General features: G+C 65.3%; 21 protein-coding genes. 12 read left to right on the top strand and 9 right to left on the bottom strand.

Features of this window, described 5'->3' with window-relative positions; all coding sequences use genetic code 11:
• The gene (locus RFM52_RS29100) at positions 1–984 is read left to right on the top strand and encodes a branched-chain amino acid ABC transporter permease (protein WP_320298408.1); all 984 of its coding nucleotides are present in this window, start codon (positions 1–3) and stop codon (positions 982–984) included.
• A 28-nt stretch (positions 985–1,012) separates the two neighbouring features.
• Here the strand turns inward: RFM52_RS29100 and RFM52_RS29095 are convergent, their stop codons facing one another.
• Positions 1,013–1,705, bottom strand: a complete 693-nt coding sequence (locus RFM52_RS29095; RefSeq protein WP_320298407.1) for a winged helix-turn-helix transcriptional regulator — start codon at positions 1,703–1,705, stop codon at positions 1,013–1,015.
• 176 nt (positions 1,706–1,881) lie between these two features.
• Here RFM52_RS29095 and RFM52_RS29090 point away from each other — a divergent pair, with 176 nt between their 5' ends.
• A complete protein-coding gene (locus tag RFM52_RS29090) occupies positions 1,882–2,208 on the top strand; it encodes a DUF1330 domain-containing protein (protein WP_320298406.1) in 327 nt (108 codons plus the stop codon).
• Positions 2,209–2,359: 151 nt separating this feature from the next.
• Positions 2,360–2,860: a hypothetical protein gene (locus RFM52_RS29085; protein ID WP_320298405.1), complete on the top strand. Its 501-nt coding sequence runs from the start codon at positions 2,360–2,362 to the stop codon at positions 2,858–2,860.
• Between the two features lie 81 nt (positions 2,861–2,941).
• Here RFM52_RS29085 and RFM52_RS29080 read toward each other — a convergent pair whose 3' ends face one another.
• On the bottom strand, positions 2,942–3,415 hold the full coding sequence (locus RFM52_RS29080; protein WP_320298404.1) for an Lrp/AsnC family transcriptional regulator: 474 nt from the start codon (positions 3,413–3,415) through the stop codon (positions 2,942–2,944).
• Positions 3,416–3,517: 102 nt separating this feature from the next.
• Between RFM52_RS29080 and RFM52_RS29075 the strand changes: the two genes are divergently transcribed.
• The 7 genes from RFM52_RS29075 to RFM52_RS29045 all read left to right on the top strand — a co-directional run bounded on the left by RFM52_RS29075 (position 3,518) and on the right by RFM52_RS29045 (position 10,980).
• Positions 3,518–4,720, top strand: coding sequence for a diaminopropionate ammonia-lyase (locus tag RFM52_RS29075; protein WP_320298403.1), 1,203 nt, complete (start codon positions 3,518–3,520; stop codon positions 4,718–4,720).
• Positions 4,717–4,860 (top strand): hypothetical protein, encoded by a 144-nt coding sequence (locus RFM52_RS29070; RefSeq protein ID WP_430699300.1) that lies wholly within the window; start codon positions 4,717–4,719, stop codon positions 4,858–4,860. The genes RFM52_RS29075 and RFM52_RS29070 overlap by 4 nt, the downstream gene beginning before the upstream one ends.
• Before the next feature lie 148 nt (positions 4,861–5,008).
• Positions 5,009–6,205, top strand: coding sequence for a diaminopropionate ammonia-lyase (locus RFM52_RS29065; RefSeq protein ID WP_320298402.1), 1,197 nt, complete (start codon positions 5,009–5,011; stop codon positions 6,203–6,205).
• A 177-nt stretch (positions 6,206–6,382) separates the two neighbouring features.
• Positions 6,383–7,537, top strand: a complete 1,155-nt coding sequence (locus RFM52_RS29060) for a M20 aminoacylase family protein (RefSeq protein WP_320298401.1) — start codon at positions 6,383–6,385, stop codon at positions 7,535–7,537.
• A 101-nt stretch (positions 7,538–7,638) separates the two neighbouring features.
• A complete protein-coding gene (locus tag RFM52_RS29055) occupies positions 7,639–9,756 on the top strand; it encodes an EAL domain-containing protein (protein WP_320298400.1) in 2,118 nt (705 codons plus the stop codon).
• A gap of 90 nt (positions 9,757–9,846) precedes the next feature.
• Positions 9,847–10,221: a hypothetical protein gene (locus tag RFM52_RS29050; RefSeq protein ID WP_320298399.1), complete on the top strand. Its 375-nt coding sequence runs from the start codon at positions 9,847–9,849 to the stop codon at positions 10,219–10,221.
• Between the two features lie 255 nt (positions 10,222–10,476).
• Positions 10,477–10,980, top strand: a complete 504-nt coding sequence (locus tag RFM52_RS29045) for a hypothetical protein (RefSeq protein ID WP_320298398.1) — start codon at positions 10,477–10,479, stop codon at positions 10,978–10,980.
• A 6-nt stretch (positions 10,981–10,986) separates the two neighbouring features.
• On the opposite strand, the gene RFM52_RS29040 is transcribed toward RFM52_RS29045, so the two are convergent.
• Together RFM52_RS29040 and RFM52_RS29035 are read right to left on the bottom strand one after the other, a co-directional pair.
• Positions 10,987–11,286, bottom strand: a complete 300-nt coding sequence (locus RFM52_RS29040) for an AzlD family protein (protein WP_320298397.1) — start codon at positions 11,284–11,286, stop codon at positions 10,987–10,989.
• Positions 11,283–12,026, bottom strand: a complete 744-nt coding sequence (locus RFM52_RS29035; RefSeq protein WP_320298396.1) for an AzlC family ABC transporter permease — start codon at positions 12,024–12,026, stop codon at positions 11,283–11,285. Before RFM52_RS29035 ends, RFM52_RS29040 begins: the two co-directional genes overlap by 4 nt.
• Before the next feature lie 170 nt (positions 12,027–12,196).
• Between RFM52_RS29035 and RFM52_RS29030 the strand changes: the two genes are divergently transcribed.
• Positions 12,197–12,655 (top strand): Lrp/AsnC family transcriptional regulator, encoded by a 459-nt coding sequence (locus RFM52_RS29030; protein WP_320298395.1) that lies wholly within the window; start codon positions 12,197–12,199, stop codon positions 12,653–12,655.
• A 159-nt stretch (positions 12,656–12,814) separates the two neighbouring features.
• On the opposite strand, the gene RFM52_RS29025 is transcribed toward RFM52_RS29030, so the two are convergent.
• The 4 genes from RFM52_RS29025 to RFM52_RS29010 are packed head-to-tail and all read right to left on the bottom strand — an operon-like array spanning position 12,815 to position 14,121.
• A complete protein-coding gene (locus RFM52_RS29025; RefSeq protein WP_320298394.1) occupies positions 12,815–13,132 on the bottom strand; it encodes a plasmid stabilization protein in 318 nt (105 codons plus the stop codon).
• 41 nt (positions 13,133–13,173) lie between these two features.
• The gene (locus tag RFM52_RS29020; RefSeq protein ID WP_320298393.1) at positions 13,174–13,371 is read right to left on the bottom strand and encodes a hypothetical protein; all 198 of its coding nucleotides are present in this window, start codon (positions 13,369–13,371) and stop codon (positions 13,174–13,176) included.
• A gap of 25 nt (positions 13,372–13,396) precedes the next feature.
• The gene (locus RFM52_RS29015; RefSeq protein WP_320298392.1) at positions 13,397–13,615 is read right to left on the bottom strand and encodes a hypothetical protein; all 219 of its coding nucleotides are present in this window, start codon (positions 13,613–13,615) and stop codon (positions 13,397–13,399) included.
• 17 nt (positions 13,616–13,632) lie between these two features.
• Entirely contained in the window at positions 13,633–14,121 is a 489-nt protein-coding gene (locus RFM52_RS29010) for a hypothetical protein (protein WP_320298391.1), read from the bottom strand.
• A 113-nt stretch (positions 14,122–14,234) separates the two neighbouring features.
• On the opposite strand from RFM52_RS29010, the gene RFM52_RS32915 reads away from it, so the two are divergent.
• Positions 14,235–15,053, top strand: coding sequence for a hypothetical protein (locus tag RFM52_RS32915; RefSeq protein WP_430699299.1), 819 nt, complete (start codon positions 14,235–14,237; stop codon positions 15,051–15,053).
• Between the two features lie 53 nt (positions 15,054–15,106).
• On the opposite strand, the gene RFM52_RS28995 is transcribed toward RFM52_RS32915, so the two are convergent.
• The gene (locus tag RFM52_RS28995) at positions 15,107–16,000 is read right to left on the bottom strand and encodes an alpha/beta fold hydrolase (protein ID WP_320298389.1); all 894 of its coding nucleotides are present in this window, start codon (positions 15,998–16,000) and stop codon (positions 15,107–15,109) included.
• Between the last annotated feature and the right edge of the window lie 28 nt (positions 16,001–16,028).

Genomic DNA, 16,028 nt, shown 5'->3' with positions numbered 1-16,028 from the left:
ATGAGCGAGGCGACCCTGCACCAGGACCGCGCCGCTGCCTCCCTCAGGCTGGAACGGGCGCTGATCGCGTTGGGCATCGTGGCGCTGATCGTCGCGCCCTTCTTCGTCTATCCGATCTTCATCATGAAGATGCTGTGCTTCGCACTGTTCGCCTGCGCCTTCAACCTCTTGCTCGGCTACACCGGCCTGCTGTCCTTCGGCCATGCCGCCTTCTTCGGCAGCGCGGCCTATTTCTGCGCCTACGCCGTGAAAGCCTGGGGCTGGCCGCCGGAGGCCGCCATCCTGCTCGGCACCGCGGGGGCCGCGGCCATGGGCCTTGTCATGGGTTTCCTCGCCATCCGACGGCAGGGCATCTATTTCTCGATGATCACGCTGGCGCTGGCTCAGATGTTTTATTTCTTCTGTGTCCAGGCGCCCTTCACCGAAGGCGAGGACGGCATCCAGGGCGTTGCGCGCGGAACGCTCTTCGGACTGGTCGACCTCGGCGTCACCATGAACATGTATTTCTTCGTGCTTGCCGTCTTCCTTATCGGCGTCTTCGCCATCTGGCGCATCGTCAACTCGCCCTTCGGCACGATCCTGCGCTCAATAAGAGAGAACGAGAACCGCGCCATCTCGCTCGGCTATTCCGTCGGCCGCTATAAGCTCGCCGCCTTCGTCATGTCGGCCGCGCTTGCCGGCTTTGCCGGCGCGACGAAAGCGATCGTCTTCCAGTTCGCCACGCTCACCGACGTCACCTGGCAGATGTCGGGCGAGGTGATCCTGATGACGCTGCTCGGCGGCATCGGCACCATGGTCGGCCCGGCGGTGGGCGCGGGACTGGTGGTCGGCCTGGAGAATACGCTTGCCACCTCCGGCTTTCCCGTGACGATCGCCACTGGGCTCATCTTCATGATCTGCGTGCTGATCTTCCGGCGCGGGATCGTCGGGGAGATTTATGCGCGGTGGTTGGGGCGCGCCGAGGCCGGCGGCGACAAGCATTGATCTGTGAGCTATCAACTGGCGCCTTGAATTAGGCCGCCCGCTTGGGTTCGACCGCGAACGGGCTGAGCCCGAGCCAGGTCTGCATCTTCCTGCCGATCTCCTTGTCGCCGGTCAGGGCGACCTTCGCGCCTGCCTTCTCGACGGTCAGCAGTCCCATCCAGATTGCGGTCATCGTGTGGAGGTCGGTCGAGACGTAGAGATCGACCTCGAAGCCCGGATCGTACCAGCACAGATCGACTTCGCCATGCTTCTCGACGATCAGCCACCACGAGCGTTTCGACGCCGGGAGATCCTGATACAGAAATTGTATCACGGTTCTTCCCTCGGGCAGGGGCGAGGGGTTCAGATTGCGCCGCATGTCCCACATCAGCAATGACGGATCGAGGTTCTTCAGCGATAGCCGGGACTCGACCCATTTCTGTCCCCAAAAACCCATCGCCTCGACCACTGGGCGCAAATCGCGGCCCGCCTCGGTCAGCCGATAGTCGAAGATGCCTTTCTCACCGGGCACTTCCTTGCGTTCCACGATCCCCGCCAGCTCGAGCTCCTTCAGCCGTTGCGACAGAAGGGTCGGCGACATTTTCGGCACGCCGCGGCGCAGGTCGTTGAAGCGGGTCGAGCCCGCAACCAGCTCGCGCATCAGCACCATCGTCCAGCGGGTGCACAGCACCTCGGCGGCCATCGATAGCGGGCAGAACTGCTTGTATCCGTGCTGGGCCATGATCGGTTCTCTCCCTCGAAGCCGGGCCGAACATTAGCCCTTCATGAATGAAGCGGCGAGTACAGAAACTGTACCGGCCCGGTACAGATCGCGGACTGGTTGGCGCGGGCCTTGCCGTGCGAGCCGTTTGGCCGACGCACGGGATACCCCTGTGCGCAGCAACCAGGAGACTGACCATGACCGCTTATCTTATCGCCGACATCAAGGTGAAGGACCCGAAATGGATACCGGACTACGCCGCCACCGTGCACGAGCTCGTTCACAAGCACGGCGGCAGATATCTGGCGCGCAGCGGCAATGTGAAGACGCTCGAGGGCAAGCCGCTCGACACGACGCTGATCGCGCTGATGGCCTTCCCGTCGGAAGCGGCGGCGCACGCCTTCACCAATGATCCCGCCTACGCCCCCTTCGTGTCGGCCCGCCAGGGTGGCAGCGACAGCCGCTTCCAGCTGATCGACAACACCGACCTGGCCGGCACGATTTCATACCTGCCCAAGGGATGATCGGCAGCCGCCGCATCCAATCCGGGATCATCGAGCACAAACAGCCACGGCGCTTGCCCGTCGCGCCGCCATATTTTCGGCGGCCGGCCAGCCGGGCTTTTTCAGGAAGAATGGAATGAACATGACACCACACTTTTGGAACAGACTTCTCATGGCAGCGGCCGTGCTGACGGCCTGTACGGCCTTCGCGCAGGCGCATCAGGACGCGGCTGCGTCCGTGTCCGGCGCCAGCCCGCTGGCCGACAAGGTGCGTGCGGCCAACAGCCGGTTTCTCGACGTCAAGGCCGCTACGGCCGAGGGCTATGCGCCTATTCCTTGCGCCAGCGGCATCACCGGCGGCGCCATGGGCATCCACTATGTCAACGGCCAGTATCTGAAGGACGACAAGATCGATATCTCCCGTCCGGAAGCGGTCATGTACGAGCCGACGGCCGACGGCACGCTGAAGCTCGTCGCGGTCGAATACATCACCTCGAAGGGTCCGGCGTCGCTCGACGGCCAGCTGTTCAACTTCAACAGCGCGCCCAACCGCTACGGTCTGGGCGAGTTCTACGAACTGCATGTCTGGGCCTGGAAAGGCAACCCGACCGGCACCTTCGCCGACATGAACCCGAAAGTGTCGTGCGAACACGCGGCGTCGCCGACCCAGTAGACGTTGGAGATTGGCGAAAGCCAAGACGACAGCCGATCTCCCTCACTTGGGGGAGATCGGCAGCTCCAACGCGGGCCTATCTCACTCCACCGGCACTTCCAGCCCTACCTTCACCCGGTCCATCGCCACGAACGTCCGGAACCGTTTCACATTGTTGTTCTCGAAGAACAGCCGCCTTGTCAGCGCCTCGTAATCGGCCATCGTCGCCACGGTGACGACGAGGATGAAATCGGCCTCGCCGGTGACGTAGTAGCACTGCTGCACTTCCGGCACTTGCGCGAAGCCGCGCTTGGCGGCGTCGATCAGCTCGGCGCGCTCGCTCTCCACCTCCACCTCGACGAAGATGGTGATCGGATGGCCGACCTTGGCCGGATCGACCAGCGCGACATTGGCGCGAATGACGCCGGTCTCCTCCATGCGCTTGATGCGCCGCTGCACGGCCGGCGCCGAGAGGTTCACCACCTCGCCGATGGCGCGCTGCGGCGTGGCGTTGTCCTTTTGCAGGATGGCGAGGATGGCGCGGTCGAAGGCGTCGAGATCGGGCGAAACGGACATGGCAGCGTTCCAGACGAAACAAAATTGCATTTCTAGCACCAAAACAGAGCGCTCTTCTCGCTCTGCTTGCAATAAATTTCAGTGATCAGAACGGAGAAAGCCATGTTCCTGCGCAACCGCCACCCGGACCATCGCCAGCCGCTGACGCCGGAGGATGCCGCGACGCTTGGGCTCGCCGGCGCCGCCGAGGCCGAGCGCTTCCTGGCCGCGCGCGACAACCATGCCGAGACGCCGCTGCATGCCCTGCCGGCGCTGGCGGGCGAACTCGGCATCGGCGCGCTCCACCTCAAGGACGAGGGCAAGCGGCTCGGCCTCGGCAGCTTCAAGGCGCTGGGCGGCGCCTATGCCGTGATGCATCTGGTGCTGGAGGAGGCCGGCGGGCGGCTCGGCCGCGCGGTCGCGGTCGAAGACCTGCACAAGCCTGAGGTGAGGGCGATCGCCGCCGGCATGACGTTCGCCTGCGCGACCGACGGCAATCATGGACGCTCGGTGGCGCAGGGCGCCGGTCTTGTCGGCGCGCGTTCGGTCATCTTCGTCCATTCGGGCGTCAGCAATGAACGCGTGGCGGCCATCGCCCGCTTCGGCGCCGAAATGGTGCGCGTCGCCGGCGATTACGACCAGTCGGTCAGGGAAGCCGCCCGCGTCGCCGCCGAGCGCGGCTGGACCGTCGTCTCCGACACGTCCTGGCCGGGCTACGAACGCATACCGGGGCTGGTCATGCAGGGCTACACGGTGATCGTGCGCGAAGCATTGAAGCGTCTGCCCGAGCCGCCCACCCACGTCTTCCTGCAGGCCGGCGTCGGCGGCTTCGCCGCGGCGGTGGCCGGGCATCTCGCCATCGTGCTTGGCGAGGATCGGCCGACCGTGACAGTGGTCGAGCCGGCTCGCGCTGCCTGCGTCTATGAGACGGCCAAGGCCGGACGTCCGGTCACAATCGCGCACAGCAAGCCGACGGTGATGGCGATGCTCGAATGCTACGAGCCGTCGCTGGTCGCCTGGCGGGTGCTGTCGCGCCTCGGCGATGCCTTCATGACCGTTGACGAGGAAGATGCGGTTTCGGTGATGAACCGGCTGGCGCGGCCTGCGGGCAACGACCCGGCGATCGTCTCCGGCGAAAGCGGCGGGGCAGGGCTAGCCGGGCTGATCCGCGCCGCCGGAGACAAGAAGATCCGGACAGCGCTCGGCCTCGACTCCAGCTCCCGCGTGCTCATCATCAACTCCGAAGGCGCGACCGATCCCGGCCGCTATGCCGAGCTGGTCGGGATGGCGCCGGACGAGGTCGCAAACGCAAGGCTGCCGGCATGAGCAATCTGACGATCAACGCCGACCGGCTTCTAGGCCGCATCGAGGAGCTCGGCGGAGTCGGCCGCGACGCTCAGGGGCGGCTGGTCCGCTTTTGGGCGTCGACGGCACGGTGCCGCCGGGCCAATTGCCACCAAAAATAGTCGTGCTGGCGGGATCGACTCCTCGCGAAGCGAACATTCGGCGACATCCAATCGAAACAAACTTCAATCACTTAGCCAATTGAAGCGCGCGGAATCGCGCCGGAATCGCGCCCGCCAACAGAATTCAGTGCCTAGCAGGAAGACTAGCATGCTGCTTCTCAACCAACGTCCAGAACACAACCAGCCGTTGGTTGCCGCCGATGCAGAGGCGCTCGGCATGGCTGGCGGCGAGCGGGCCGAGCATTATCTCAAGGCGCGCCACGATCATGCCGAGACGCCGCTGCACGCCTTGCCGGCGCTGGCCGATCAACTCGGCATCGCGGCGCTTCACGTCAAGGATGAGGGCCAACGTCTTGGCCTTGGCAGCTTCAAGGCGCTGGGCGGCGCCTATGCCGTCATGCGGCTGGTGCTGGAGGAGGCCGGCAAATGGCTCGGGCGCGATGTGGATATCAGCGAGATAAACGACGCCAGAGTGCGCGAGATTGCGTCGAGCATGATCTTCGTCTGCGCCACCGACGGCAACCATGGCCGCTCCGTGGCGCAGGGCGCCAGCCTCGTCGGCGCTCGCTCGGTGATCTTCGTCCATGCCGGCGTAAGCCCCGAGCGTGTCGCGGCCATCGCCCGCTTCGGCGCCGAGATTGTCGAGGTCGAAGGCGGTTATGACCATGCGGTGCGCGAAGTCGCCCGCCTCGGCGCCGAGCGCGGCTGGAAGATCGTCTCCAACACGTCCTGGCTGGGCTATGAGCGCGTCCCCGGACTGGTCATGCAAGGCTACACGGTGATCGTGCGCGAGACGTTGCGGCGCATGGCCGAGCCACCAACGCATGTCTTCCTGCAGGCTGGCGTCGGCGGCTTCGCGGCGGCGATCGCCGGCCATATGGCCGTCATGCTTGGCTCCAGGCGGCCGAAGGCCGTGGTGGTCGAGCCGCGGCGCTCGGCTTGCGTCTACGCGTCGGCTGAGGCCGGACGTCCGGCAGCGATCGCAAATCAGCAGCCGACCGTCATGACGATGCTCGAATGCGCCGAGCCGTCCTTGGTCGCCTGGCGCGTGCTGGCGCGCGTCGGCGATGCCTTCATGACGGTGGAAGAGGAGGACGCGATCGCGGTGATGAAGCGGCTGGCGCGGCCCCTGGGCAACGATCCGGCCATCATCTCCGGCGAGAGCGGGGGGGCAGGACTCGCCGGACTGGTCCGCGCCGCGGGCGATAGCCATATGCGGGCGGCGCTCGGCCTCGATACGCGTTCGCGCGTGCTCGTCATCAACTCGGAGGGCGCGACCGACCATGGCCGCTTTGCCGAGCTGGTTGGGATGGCGCCGGAAGAGGTGTTCCTGCAGACTGCCTGAGAGCAATTCCAGGAAAAGTGCGTAGCGGTTAAGCTCGGCGCCTTCGCCGTAGCCTTCCGTTCGGAGTTGCGTCAAGAAAAGAGCAGTTCCAGGAAGAAGCATTTAGCGGGTAAGGCTCCGCCCTTCGCCGTAGCGCCCGTCCGGAATTGCGTCGAGAAAAGGAACGTGAGGACGACGATGGCTGAACTCGACCAGCAAGAGCTTCACCGCGAGATGACGGCGTGGCGGCGCGATCTCCACGCCCATCCCGAGTTCGGCTTCGAGGAAAAGCGCACGGCGGCGTTCGTGGCGGAAAAACTCCGCGCGTTCGGGCTGGAGGTGGCCGAAGGCGTCGGGGGCACCGGCGTCGTCGGCACGCTGACCCGGGGCAGCGGCAACCGCGCCATCGCGCTGCGCGCCGACATGGATGCGCTGCGCATCGCCGAGCAGGGCACGCAGGCCTGGCGCTCGCAAACGCCCGGAACCATGCATGCCTGCGGCCATGATGGCCACACATCGATGCTGCTCGGCGCGGCAAAGCTGCTTGCGAGTGAAGGCGGCTTCGACGGCACGGTGCGCTTCATCTTCCAGCCGGCCGAGGAATGGGGCAGGGGCGCGCTGGCCATGCTGGACTACGGCCTGCTCGAGCGCTTTCCATTCGAGGAGATATTTGGACTGCATAACATGCCGGACCTGCCCATCGGCCATTTCGAGACCCGCAGCGGCCCGGTCATGTCGGCCGAGGACAATTTCGAGATACTGCTGAAAGGCCTCGGCGGCCACGCGGCGCGCCCGCATGCCGGCCAGGAAACGCTGGTCGCCGCCTGCGCGCTGGTGGTCAACCTGCAGACCATCGTCTCGCGACGCCTGAGCCCCGCCGATATCGGCGTCGTCTCGGTGACCGAGCTCGTCACCGACGGGATCCGTAATGCGCTGCCGGGGCTGGCGCGTATCCTGGGCGATTGCCGCAGTTTCCGGCCCGAGGTGAGCGCCGCGATCGAAAAGGAGATGCGCCGCATCGCCGAGGGCACGGCGCAGGCCTATAACGTCGCGGCCGAAGTCGCTTACACCCGCGAGTTCGTGCCGTTGATCAATGATGTAGGCCTTGTCGATGAAGCGCTTGCCGCCGCGCGCACGGTGCTGGCCGACGACGCTGTTCGCGTCGCGGCTGAGCCCATGACCGCTTCGGAGGATTTCGCCCGCTTCCTGGCCCACGTGCCCGGTTGCTTCGTCTTCATGGGCAACGGCGGCACCGCGCCGCTGCACAACCCGGCCTATGATTTCAACGACGAAGGCCTGCTGCACGGCGCGCGGTATCACGCGGCGCTGGTGAGGCGAAGGCTGGGCGACTAGCAATCTCCCCCTTGTGGGGGGAGATTAGCAGCTCCGACCCGGTAACCCTTTCTTCTCTGCTTTCATGCAGTATTGCCGTGGCAGGACGGCAAGAACAGAGAATGGCGGACGACAATAAACGCAACGGCACGTTCTGGGCGCTGGCGCTTGACCGCGCTCATCTGGGCCTCTGGGACTGGAATCTGTCGACCGGCGATTGCTATTATTCGCCGACCTGGTCGAAGATGCTGGGCTATGAAGCGGGCGAACTGGCCAACACGCCCGATCTCTGGCTGAAGCTTACCCATCCCGACGATTGCCAGCGCGCGCAGGAAAGCGGCGACCGGCACATTGCGGGCATCGTCGATTCCATCGAGACCGAGCTGCGCCTGCGCCACAAGGACGGCCATTGGGTCTGGGTGCTCGACCGCGGCGGCATTGTCGAGCGCGACGCCGACGGCAAACCGCTCAGGCTGATGGGCGTGCAGACCGACATCACTCGGCAGAAAGAGGCCGAGGCGGCGCTCGAGCAGGTTAATATCCGTTTCCGCCTGGCGCTCGCCGCCAGCGGCACCGGCATCTGGCACCACGATATCGGCACCAAAAAGAGCTATTGGGACGCGCGCAGCCGCGAGATATTCGGCCTCGTTGCCGACAAGGACGAGGTGTCAGCCGAGCTGTGGCACACCTATCTTCATCCGGACGATAAGGAAGCCACCGAGCGCGCCCATCAGATCGCGCCTGGCTCCAACGATGTCCTGGCCTCGCAATACCGCATCATCCGGCGCGACGGCGAGGTCCGCCATCTCGAATCGTTGGTGCGCTTCGTCGCCGATGTCGGCGCGGCCGGCCAGGTGCTGGGCACCGTGCGCGACATCACCGAGGAGAAGACGCGCGCCGAGGAGCTTGCCTTCGCCGCGCGTCACGACGCGCTGACCGGGCTGCTCAACCGTTCGGCCTTCGACCGGCTGCTTGCCGAGAACATCGCCATGGCCGAGCGCCTGCCGCTCGCCGTGTTCTATGTCGACCTCGACTACTTCAAGGCGCTCAACGACTATGCCGGCCATGCCGCCGGCGACCTCGCGCTGAAGAGCGTCGCGGCGGGCATCCTCGCCTGCTTGCCGGCGCCAGCGCACGCGGCGCGCCTCGGCGGCGACGAATTCGCGCTGCTGGTGCCGAACTGCAATGATGCCTGTGCCGAGCAACTTGCCCGCGCCGTGCTTGCCGCGGTGCGCAACGCCGATCTCGGCCCGGCCGTCACGTCGCGCAGGCTTGCCGCCAGCATCGGCATCGCCTTCGTGCGCGACCGCAATATGAGCGTGGCCGACGCGCTCGCCTGCGCCGACGATGCCTGCTACGCCGCCAAGGCCGGTGGCCGCGACCGCTTCGCGGTGTTCTCGCCGGAAACGACGTCGGGCGCCAGCGGCCTCAATGCCGCGCGGCTGGCCGCCGATCTGGTGGATGCGATGGAGGATGGCCGGCTGAAGCTGTTCGGCCAGGAGATCCACCGCCTCGGCCAGCCATGGGAAGACAGCCGCCACGTCGAGGTGCTGGCCAGGCTCGAGGCCCGCAACGGCAAGATGATCCCGCCCGGCGATTTCATGCCGGTCGCCGAACGCTTCGGCCTTGCCGCCCGGCTCGACCGCTGGATTATCCGCACCGCGCTGACGCGCCACGGCGAGGCGATGCGCGCTGGCGCCATCTCGCTCGACTTCAACCTGTCGGCGCAGACGCTTTCGGATCCGCAGCTCTGGGATTTCGTCGATGAGGCCATCGCCGAGAACGGCGCGCCGCCGTCGGCCGTCGGCTTCGAGATCACCGAAACCGCCGCCGTCACCAATTTCGACGCAGCGGCCGAATTCGTGCGCAGGGCGCGCGAGCGCCATTGCCGCGTCAGCCTCGACGATTTCGGCGCCGGCATGAGCTCGTTCGAATATCTCAGGCGCTTTCCCATCGATGCCATCAAGATCGACGGCTCCTTCGTCGAGCACATCGCCGAAAGCCGCTTCGACCGCGAGATCGTCTCGGCGATCACCGGCATCGCCCGCTCGATGGGCGCTGCCGTGGTGGCCGAAAAGGTCGAGGAGAAAAACGCGCTGGAAATCCTCATAGGCATGGGCGTCGCCTATGGCCAGGGCTATTTCCTGCACCGCCCGGAGCCGTTGGAGGGGATCGTGGCGAGGGCCGTAAGCGGGGTTGCGTCGCCGAAACGGCCGCATGCCAGGTTGGGCATAAAATAAGTGGTTGCTAAAATTGCGAATACTCATTTAAGGGCGCCGTAATCCGCTACGGATGATGATCCGAGCCACAAAACGAATCGGAGCGCCTGGATGAAAACCCTTCCCTTGCTTGCGGCAACTGCAGTCGGCCTGCTCGGCATCCTCGCCACGCAGCCATCCCATGCGGGCTCGGACAATGGCGGCGGTCTGACGGCGGCGTCGACGGCCGACGGTGATGACGATCAGGTCAATACATCCAGCGTCGGTGACGACCACGAGGCCGCCGAGAACGACCAGGCCGGGGACAAGGGTGACGGCGCCACTTCCGGCTCGCATGAAGGCGACCAGGATGGCGATCATCAGGACGACGATCACGAAGGTGGGGACGGTGGCGGCCATGACAGCGGCGGCCACGATGGCGGTGGCGACAGTGGTGGCCACGACGGCGGCGGGGACAGCGGCGGCCACGATGGCGGCGGCGACTGAGTCTCGGGGTTGAGCCAAAACAAGGCAATTTCAGGAAAAGTGTGAGCGGACAGGCTCGGCGACTGGCAGCCTTCCGTCGGAGTTGCGTCAAGACAAGGATAGCGCGGGCTCATCGTTAAAAGGTGAACCATCGTTCTATCGAACTCTTAGCACATCTGAGCTTACTGCCTGTGAAACGCTCTGCTCGGACATGACGTCTTGGCTCGATTGTCCGGCGTCCGATCCATGACGGACGGGCGCCTGCGAGACCCGGCAATGTCCTCGACGCTCAACAGCACCGCGCTTGTGATCCTGCTGCGGCAACGCCTGTCACCGAGCCCCAAAGCGGCGATCATCGGCATCGCCCCCAGCCCAGTAGCCTCACCGCTAACGCAGGCCAAATCCGCGGTCTCGGCATCCATGTTCAGCGTCGACAGCCTCAACATCACGGCCGTCAAGGTGCGGCTGATGGAGCGCGCGGGCAAGGAGTTCGGCGTCGATCAGACCGACTACGAGTCCGTGTCTTCCTATGGGGCGGCGGTTAAGAACGCCGTCGAAGCGTTGAAACCGCAATCTCCATCGGCGATTGCCGAAATCGAGAGACAGCTTGGCCTGGACCAGCTTGGCGTTTCTCTCGATACGCTCGTCGGCGCGATAGGCGATCCGCGAAGCAGCGACAACGAAAGTCTGGATGCCGCGTTGAAGCAGCATGCGGGCGGGCAGGGCGAGGGCGACGCTGCTTCGGTCCAGCCGGACGAGCTCGGGCTCTACGGCGGCTGAGGCCAGCTAACCCATCAACCACCTGAGCACGCCTGCCGAAGCCACCCCGACCACCACCGTCGGCAGCATCGACAGCCTCGTCGCGGCAAGCACGGTTATGGCCAGCGCCGCGAGGTCGGCCGGGTTCTTCGAGACGAAGTCCGGCGCGATCACCGAGATCAGCACGCAGCCGGGCGCGGCCTCCATCACCGCCGTGGCTCGCGTGCTGAGCATGCGGTTCCTCAACACCACATAGCCGCCGATGCGGGTGAGATAGGTCACGCCGGCCATCGCCAGGATCGCAAGCACGGTCATCGGATCGATCATTTTTCACCTGCCAGGAACCAGGCGGCCACCAGGCCGGACAACGCGCCGGCCGCCACATACCAGGCGCCAGGCACGACGAGATAGGTGAGCGCCGCCACCACCAGGCTGACGAGCCAGGGCCGCGCCGCGGCAAAACCCTTCCACATGCCGCGAAGCAGCACTAGGAAGACGGCCGGGAAGGCCATCGCGAAACCGTATGCCTCGACATCGCCAAGCACCGGGCCGAGCGCTGCGCCGCAGGTCGTGAACACCACCCAGGCGAGGTAGAAGGGCAGGCCGGCGCCCAGGTAGAAAGGCAGGCTGAAGGCTGGCCGCAGGCCGACGGCGGCGCGGCGCTGTGCATCGGCCAGGCCCACGGCCCAGCTCTCGTCGCACATCAGGAACAGCGCCGGAAACACCTGGCGTTTCGGCAGGTGCTTGACGAACGGCGCAAGTGCCGCGCCCATAAGCAAATGCCGGCTGTTGACCAGGAAGGTGATGGCGGCGATCAGCAGGATATGCGGCGGCGAGGTCCACAGCTGGATGGCGGCGAACTCCGAGCCTCCGGCGAAGTTGAGCCCGGTCATCAGCGGCACCTCGACCACGCTGAGGCCTTTCTGCGCGGCCTGCGCGCCAAGCACCAGCGCATAGGGGATGATGCCGAGCAGCACTGGCGTCGAGGCGGCAAGCCCGCGCCTGAACTCGGCGCCGCGGCCGTTGCTGGTTTGCTCCCCGGCGAGGGCGATCTCGGAAATGCTCATGATTTTGCCTTCGGCTGGCCTCGCGGCCGCCGTTCTCCCGGTCGGTTGTGGGGTTGTCGGTCACCGGACCATAGCCGAAACGCTTGGCAATTGGGTTGCGAAGATGCGCCATTTCTGCAAATATTTGGCATTGGATAGCGTATTTAGACAGAGCGTTGGAATTTTACGCCATGAAGCTGGATGAGATCGACAAGCGCATCCTGCGCGCCTTGCAGCGCGACGGTCGCATGGCCAACAATGATCTTGCTCGGGAGGTGGGCCTTTCGCCGTCGCCCTGCCTGCGCCGCGTCAAGCTCTTGGAGGAGGCCGGCGTCATCGATCGCTATGTCGCGGTCCTTAATCCGGCCAGGATCGGCCGCGGCCAGACCTTCTTCACCCGCATCTGGCTGAAGCAGCAGGACGAGGACACGATCGAGCACTTCGCCGCCGAGGTGGCGAAATTCCCGGAAGTGATGGAGTGCTATCTGATGCTGGGCGACTGCGACGCCATGGTGCGGATCGTCGCCGCCGGCATCGACGATTACCGCCGCTTCCAGTCCGAGCATCTGAGCCGCATCAAGGGCGTCCAGAACGTCAAGACGGATGTGCCCAGCCAGACGATCAAGCAGACATCGGAGATGCCGCTGTAGGATTCTTCCCTTCTCCCCCTGTGGGAGAAGGTGGCCGCGAAGCGGCCGGATGAGGGGTGTTCCAGGGAAAGCCGACGTCTCACTCCGCTGGAACACCCCTCATCCGTCTCGGCGCTGCGCGCCGATCCACCTTCTCCCACAAGGGGAGAAGGGAAGTCTTCAATGATGCGCGTGGCTCTCATTCCGTTTGCGCGTCGCCGCCGCCTTCTTGGCCGAAGCCGAACGTTCGGCCGCGGAGCGCTCGCCCGAGGCCTTCCCGCCCATCCTGCCGCCCTTGTGCGCGGCGGGATTGCCGGTGTGCTTGCCGCGGCCGGAGCCGCCTTCCTTCTTGCCGCCGCCGTCGTCCTTGTTGACGGTCGCCCAGGCGCGCCGCTCGGCTTCCTTCTCCGACACGCCGCGCTTCTCATAACCCTCGGCGATATGGTCGGCCTTGCGTTCCTGCTTGTCGGTGTATTTCGATTTGTCGCCACGTGGCATTTTTCTTCTCCTTGTTGCGCTGGGTGAATTCGGGAACAGGGTCAATTACCCTTCTTCTTGGCGACGTCGCCAAGATCGGAGCGTTCCGGGTCCTTGTTGTTCTCGCCGGCCGCGTCGCGATTCTCGTCAGGGTCGTCCTCGGCCGGGAGATAGCCGCGCGGCTTGTTGGCCTTCGGGCCTTCCCAGCGCGGCCATTGATCGGAAGTCCCGGCTGGTCCCTTTTTCGGTGCATTGCTCATCTTTGCCTCGCTTTCCCGACGGCGTTCAGCCCTCCGCCTTCATGGTTCGTGCGATCTCGAGCAGCTTGGCGCGGTCATGCCCGTGCTCACGTATCAGTTCGCGCGCCTGCTTTGGGGACAGATCGGTGTTCTCCGCCAGGAAGCGCACATCGGGATCGTCGCCGCCCTTGGTCGGCAGGTTACCCGTTGCCGGCTTGTGCGCGGCGCCGGGCCTGTTCGGGATGTTGTCGTTTGGCCGGGTCATCGCAGCCCTCCTTGCTTTCAGGTCGCCGGCTGCCTGCGGCGTGCTTCCTTCTTGCGGCGCAGCACCTCGTCGGTGCCGACAATATCCTTCGCGCCGCCGGTGATCGCGGTCGAGACCACAGCCGGCGGATCGCTTGCCGGAAAGCTGTCCTCCAGCCCGGACTGCAACTGCTCTTCCAACGTGTCGGGATTCTCCGACCGGCCTTCGGTGCGCCGTTCGTCGATCTCCTCCAGATCGTGCTTGGCATCGGGATGCTCGCGGACATTGCGCAGCGTCGAGACGACGAGCTCGACAGCGAATTCTTTCATCGCCTCGGCCTCCGGCGCGGCGACGTCGGTCTCCTCGATCAGCCGCAGGAGCGACTGCTCGAGTTTGTCCAATTCGCGTATGCCCTGGCAACGTGCCAGTTTCTGAGCCAGCGCATGGACCAGCAATGGGCCGAAGGTCGAATAAGCTTGCATGCGGGTCTCGTCGACCCGTTCGGGATGGAGCGTATGCAGCGACATTGATGCCTCCATGGAACGTCCTGCCTGCGGCCTCTGCCGTCAGCGGCGGCCATTAGGGGAACTGGAGGGCAGGGAAGAGGTTCCATCGGAAGGCGAATGTGGAGGCAAGAGAAATGGCGTCCGTGAAGCACACGAACGCCATTTTGAACTCAACGCTGGCCGCCCTTGCGGCCGGCGTCCGATGCACGCTGGCGGTCTTCGGCGAAGTTGCCGCTGCCACCCCTGTGCTGGCCGGCGCTCCGCTGACCCATGTTGCGGTCCTCGGCCTGCTGCTGCCCGCTGCCGCGATGCTGACCACCGTTATGTGGGTCGTCCCGGTTCTTGTGGCTTTGCTGGCCGGCCTTGACGTGCTGTTCGTGGGTTCCGCCTTGATTGGGCATATCGAATTCTCCGTTGGTTCGGATTTTTCTTCGGGGGTGAATTCAAGGACGCGTTCGGCCTCCTTGAGTAGGGGGAACAGGTGCCGACAGGCTATGTTCCGGCTGAAACATTTCGTGACCCGGGTCAGACTGAAGTCCGACCTGACCAACGCATTCGGCTGGCTTATGCAACCAATCTGCTTTCTACGGATTGGGGAGCGGCCGTCGAGAAAAGCCCCCCATCGCCGGCCGTCATGGTGCCCGCCGATCTTCCCCGCGCAATTCCGGCGGGCACCAATATCCATCAACAAGAAAGCCGCGCAGCCGGCTTCGGAGCGAGACGACGTTTTGACCTATATCTCTGCAAAACCCGCCCGGCAGGATGTCGAAACCCTGCCTGCCAACGACAACGAACGTGCCGCCCTTGCCGATCTTTCCTTCCTTGACGTCATCAATGACGAGGACGAGGTCGCCGACATTGCCAGGCGCGCGGAGCGCCTGGGCCATGCCACGCTTATCGCGATGGCAATCGGCTTGGCGGCGGTGCCGTTGCTTTATCTGATGCTTGCGTGAGCCGGCCGGCCAGTCATCTGGCCGGCCCGCGCAACTCCCGCGACGCTGTGCTTCTATCTTCCGGAGAAGAAGGCATCGAGCGTGGCCGCCGTTTCGATCGGCGACTCCTCCGGAAAGAAGTGGCCGCCGCGCAAGGCGCCGCCACTGACATCTTCCGCCCAGTTCCGCCACAGCGCCAGCGGGCCGCCCGCCTGCGCGTACCATTCGGCCAGCGCCCCATGCTCGCTCCATAGCGCCAGCAGCGGGCAGGCGATGCGCCGGCCGGCCGCTCTGTCGGCATGGTCATGATCGCGGTCGAGGGACGCCGCGGCGCGATATTCTTCGCAAATGGCATGGATGTGCGCCGGGTCGCGCAACGCATCCACATAGAGTTGCCGAACCTCGGGCGGGAACGCGTCGGGCGACGATCCCCAGCCGGAAAGCGCATTGTCGACGATGGCATTGGCGGCGGCCGCAACCATCGTCTCCGGCAGCGGCTCGGGCTGTGCCAGCAACGACCACGGCCAGTAGCCGAGCGCCAGCCTCGCGTCGGCGCGGTCCCAGGCATCGGCGGTGGGAATGATGTCGAGCACGGCGAGCTTCTCGACGCGGTCCGGGTGGTCGAGCGCCATCCGGTAGGCGACACGCCCGCCGCGATCGTGACCGGCGACCATGAAGCGCCTGAAGCCCAACGTCTCCATCAGCACCACCAGATCGGCGGCCATGGCGCGCTTGGCATAGGGGGCGTGATCGGCGGAGGACGGCGGGCAGGAGCTTTGCCCATAGCCCCTGAGATCCGCGCACACGACGGCGAAATCGCGCGCGAGGCTCGGCGCCACGTCGCGCCACATCGCATGCGTCTCGGGAAATCCGTGCAGCAGCAGCAGGCCGCTTCCACTGCCGGCCCGGCGGGCGAAGATCCTTGCTTCGCCGGTGTCGATCTCGCGGCTGTCGAAATCCTCGAACATTGCTTGCCTCCGGTATCGGTGCCGGCCA

It is taken from the genome of Mesorhizobium humile, from assembly GCF_033977215.1.
In the GTDB taxonomy this organism is placed as follows: Bacteria; Pseudomonadota; Alphaproteobacteria; order Rhizobiales; family Rhizobiaceae; genus Mesorhizobium; species Mesorhizobium humile.
Note: the sequence above shows the minus strand (reverse complement) of the source record. Positions and strands in the feature narration are given on the sequence as shown.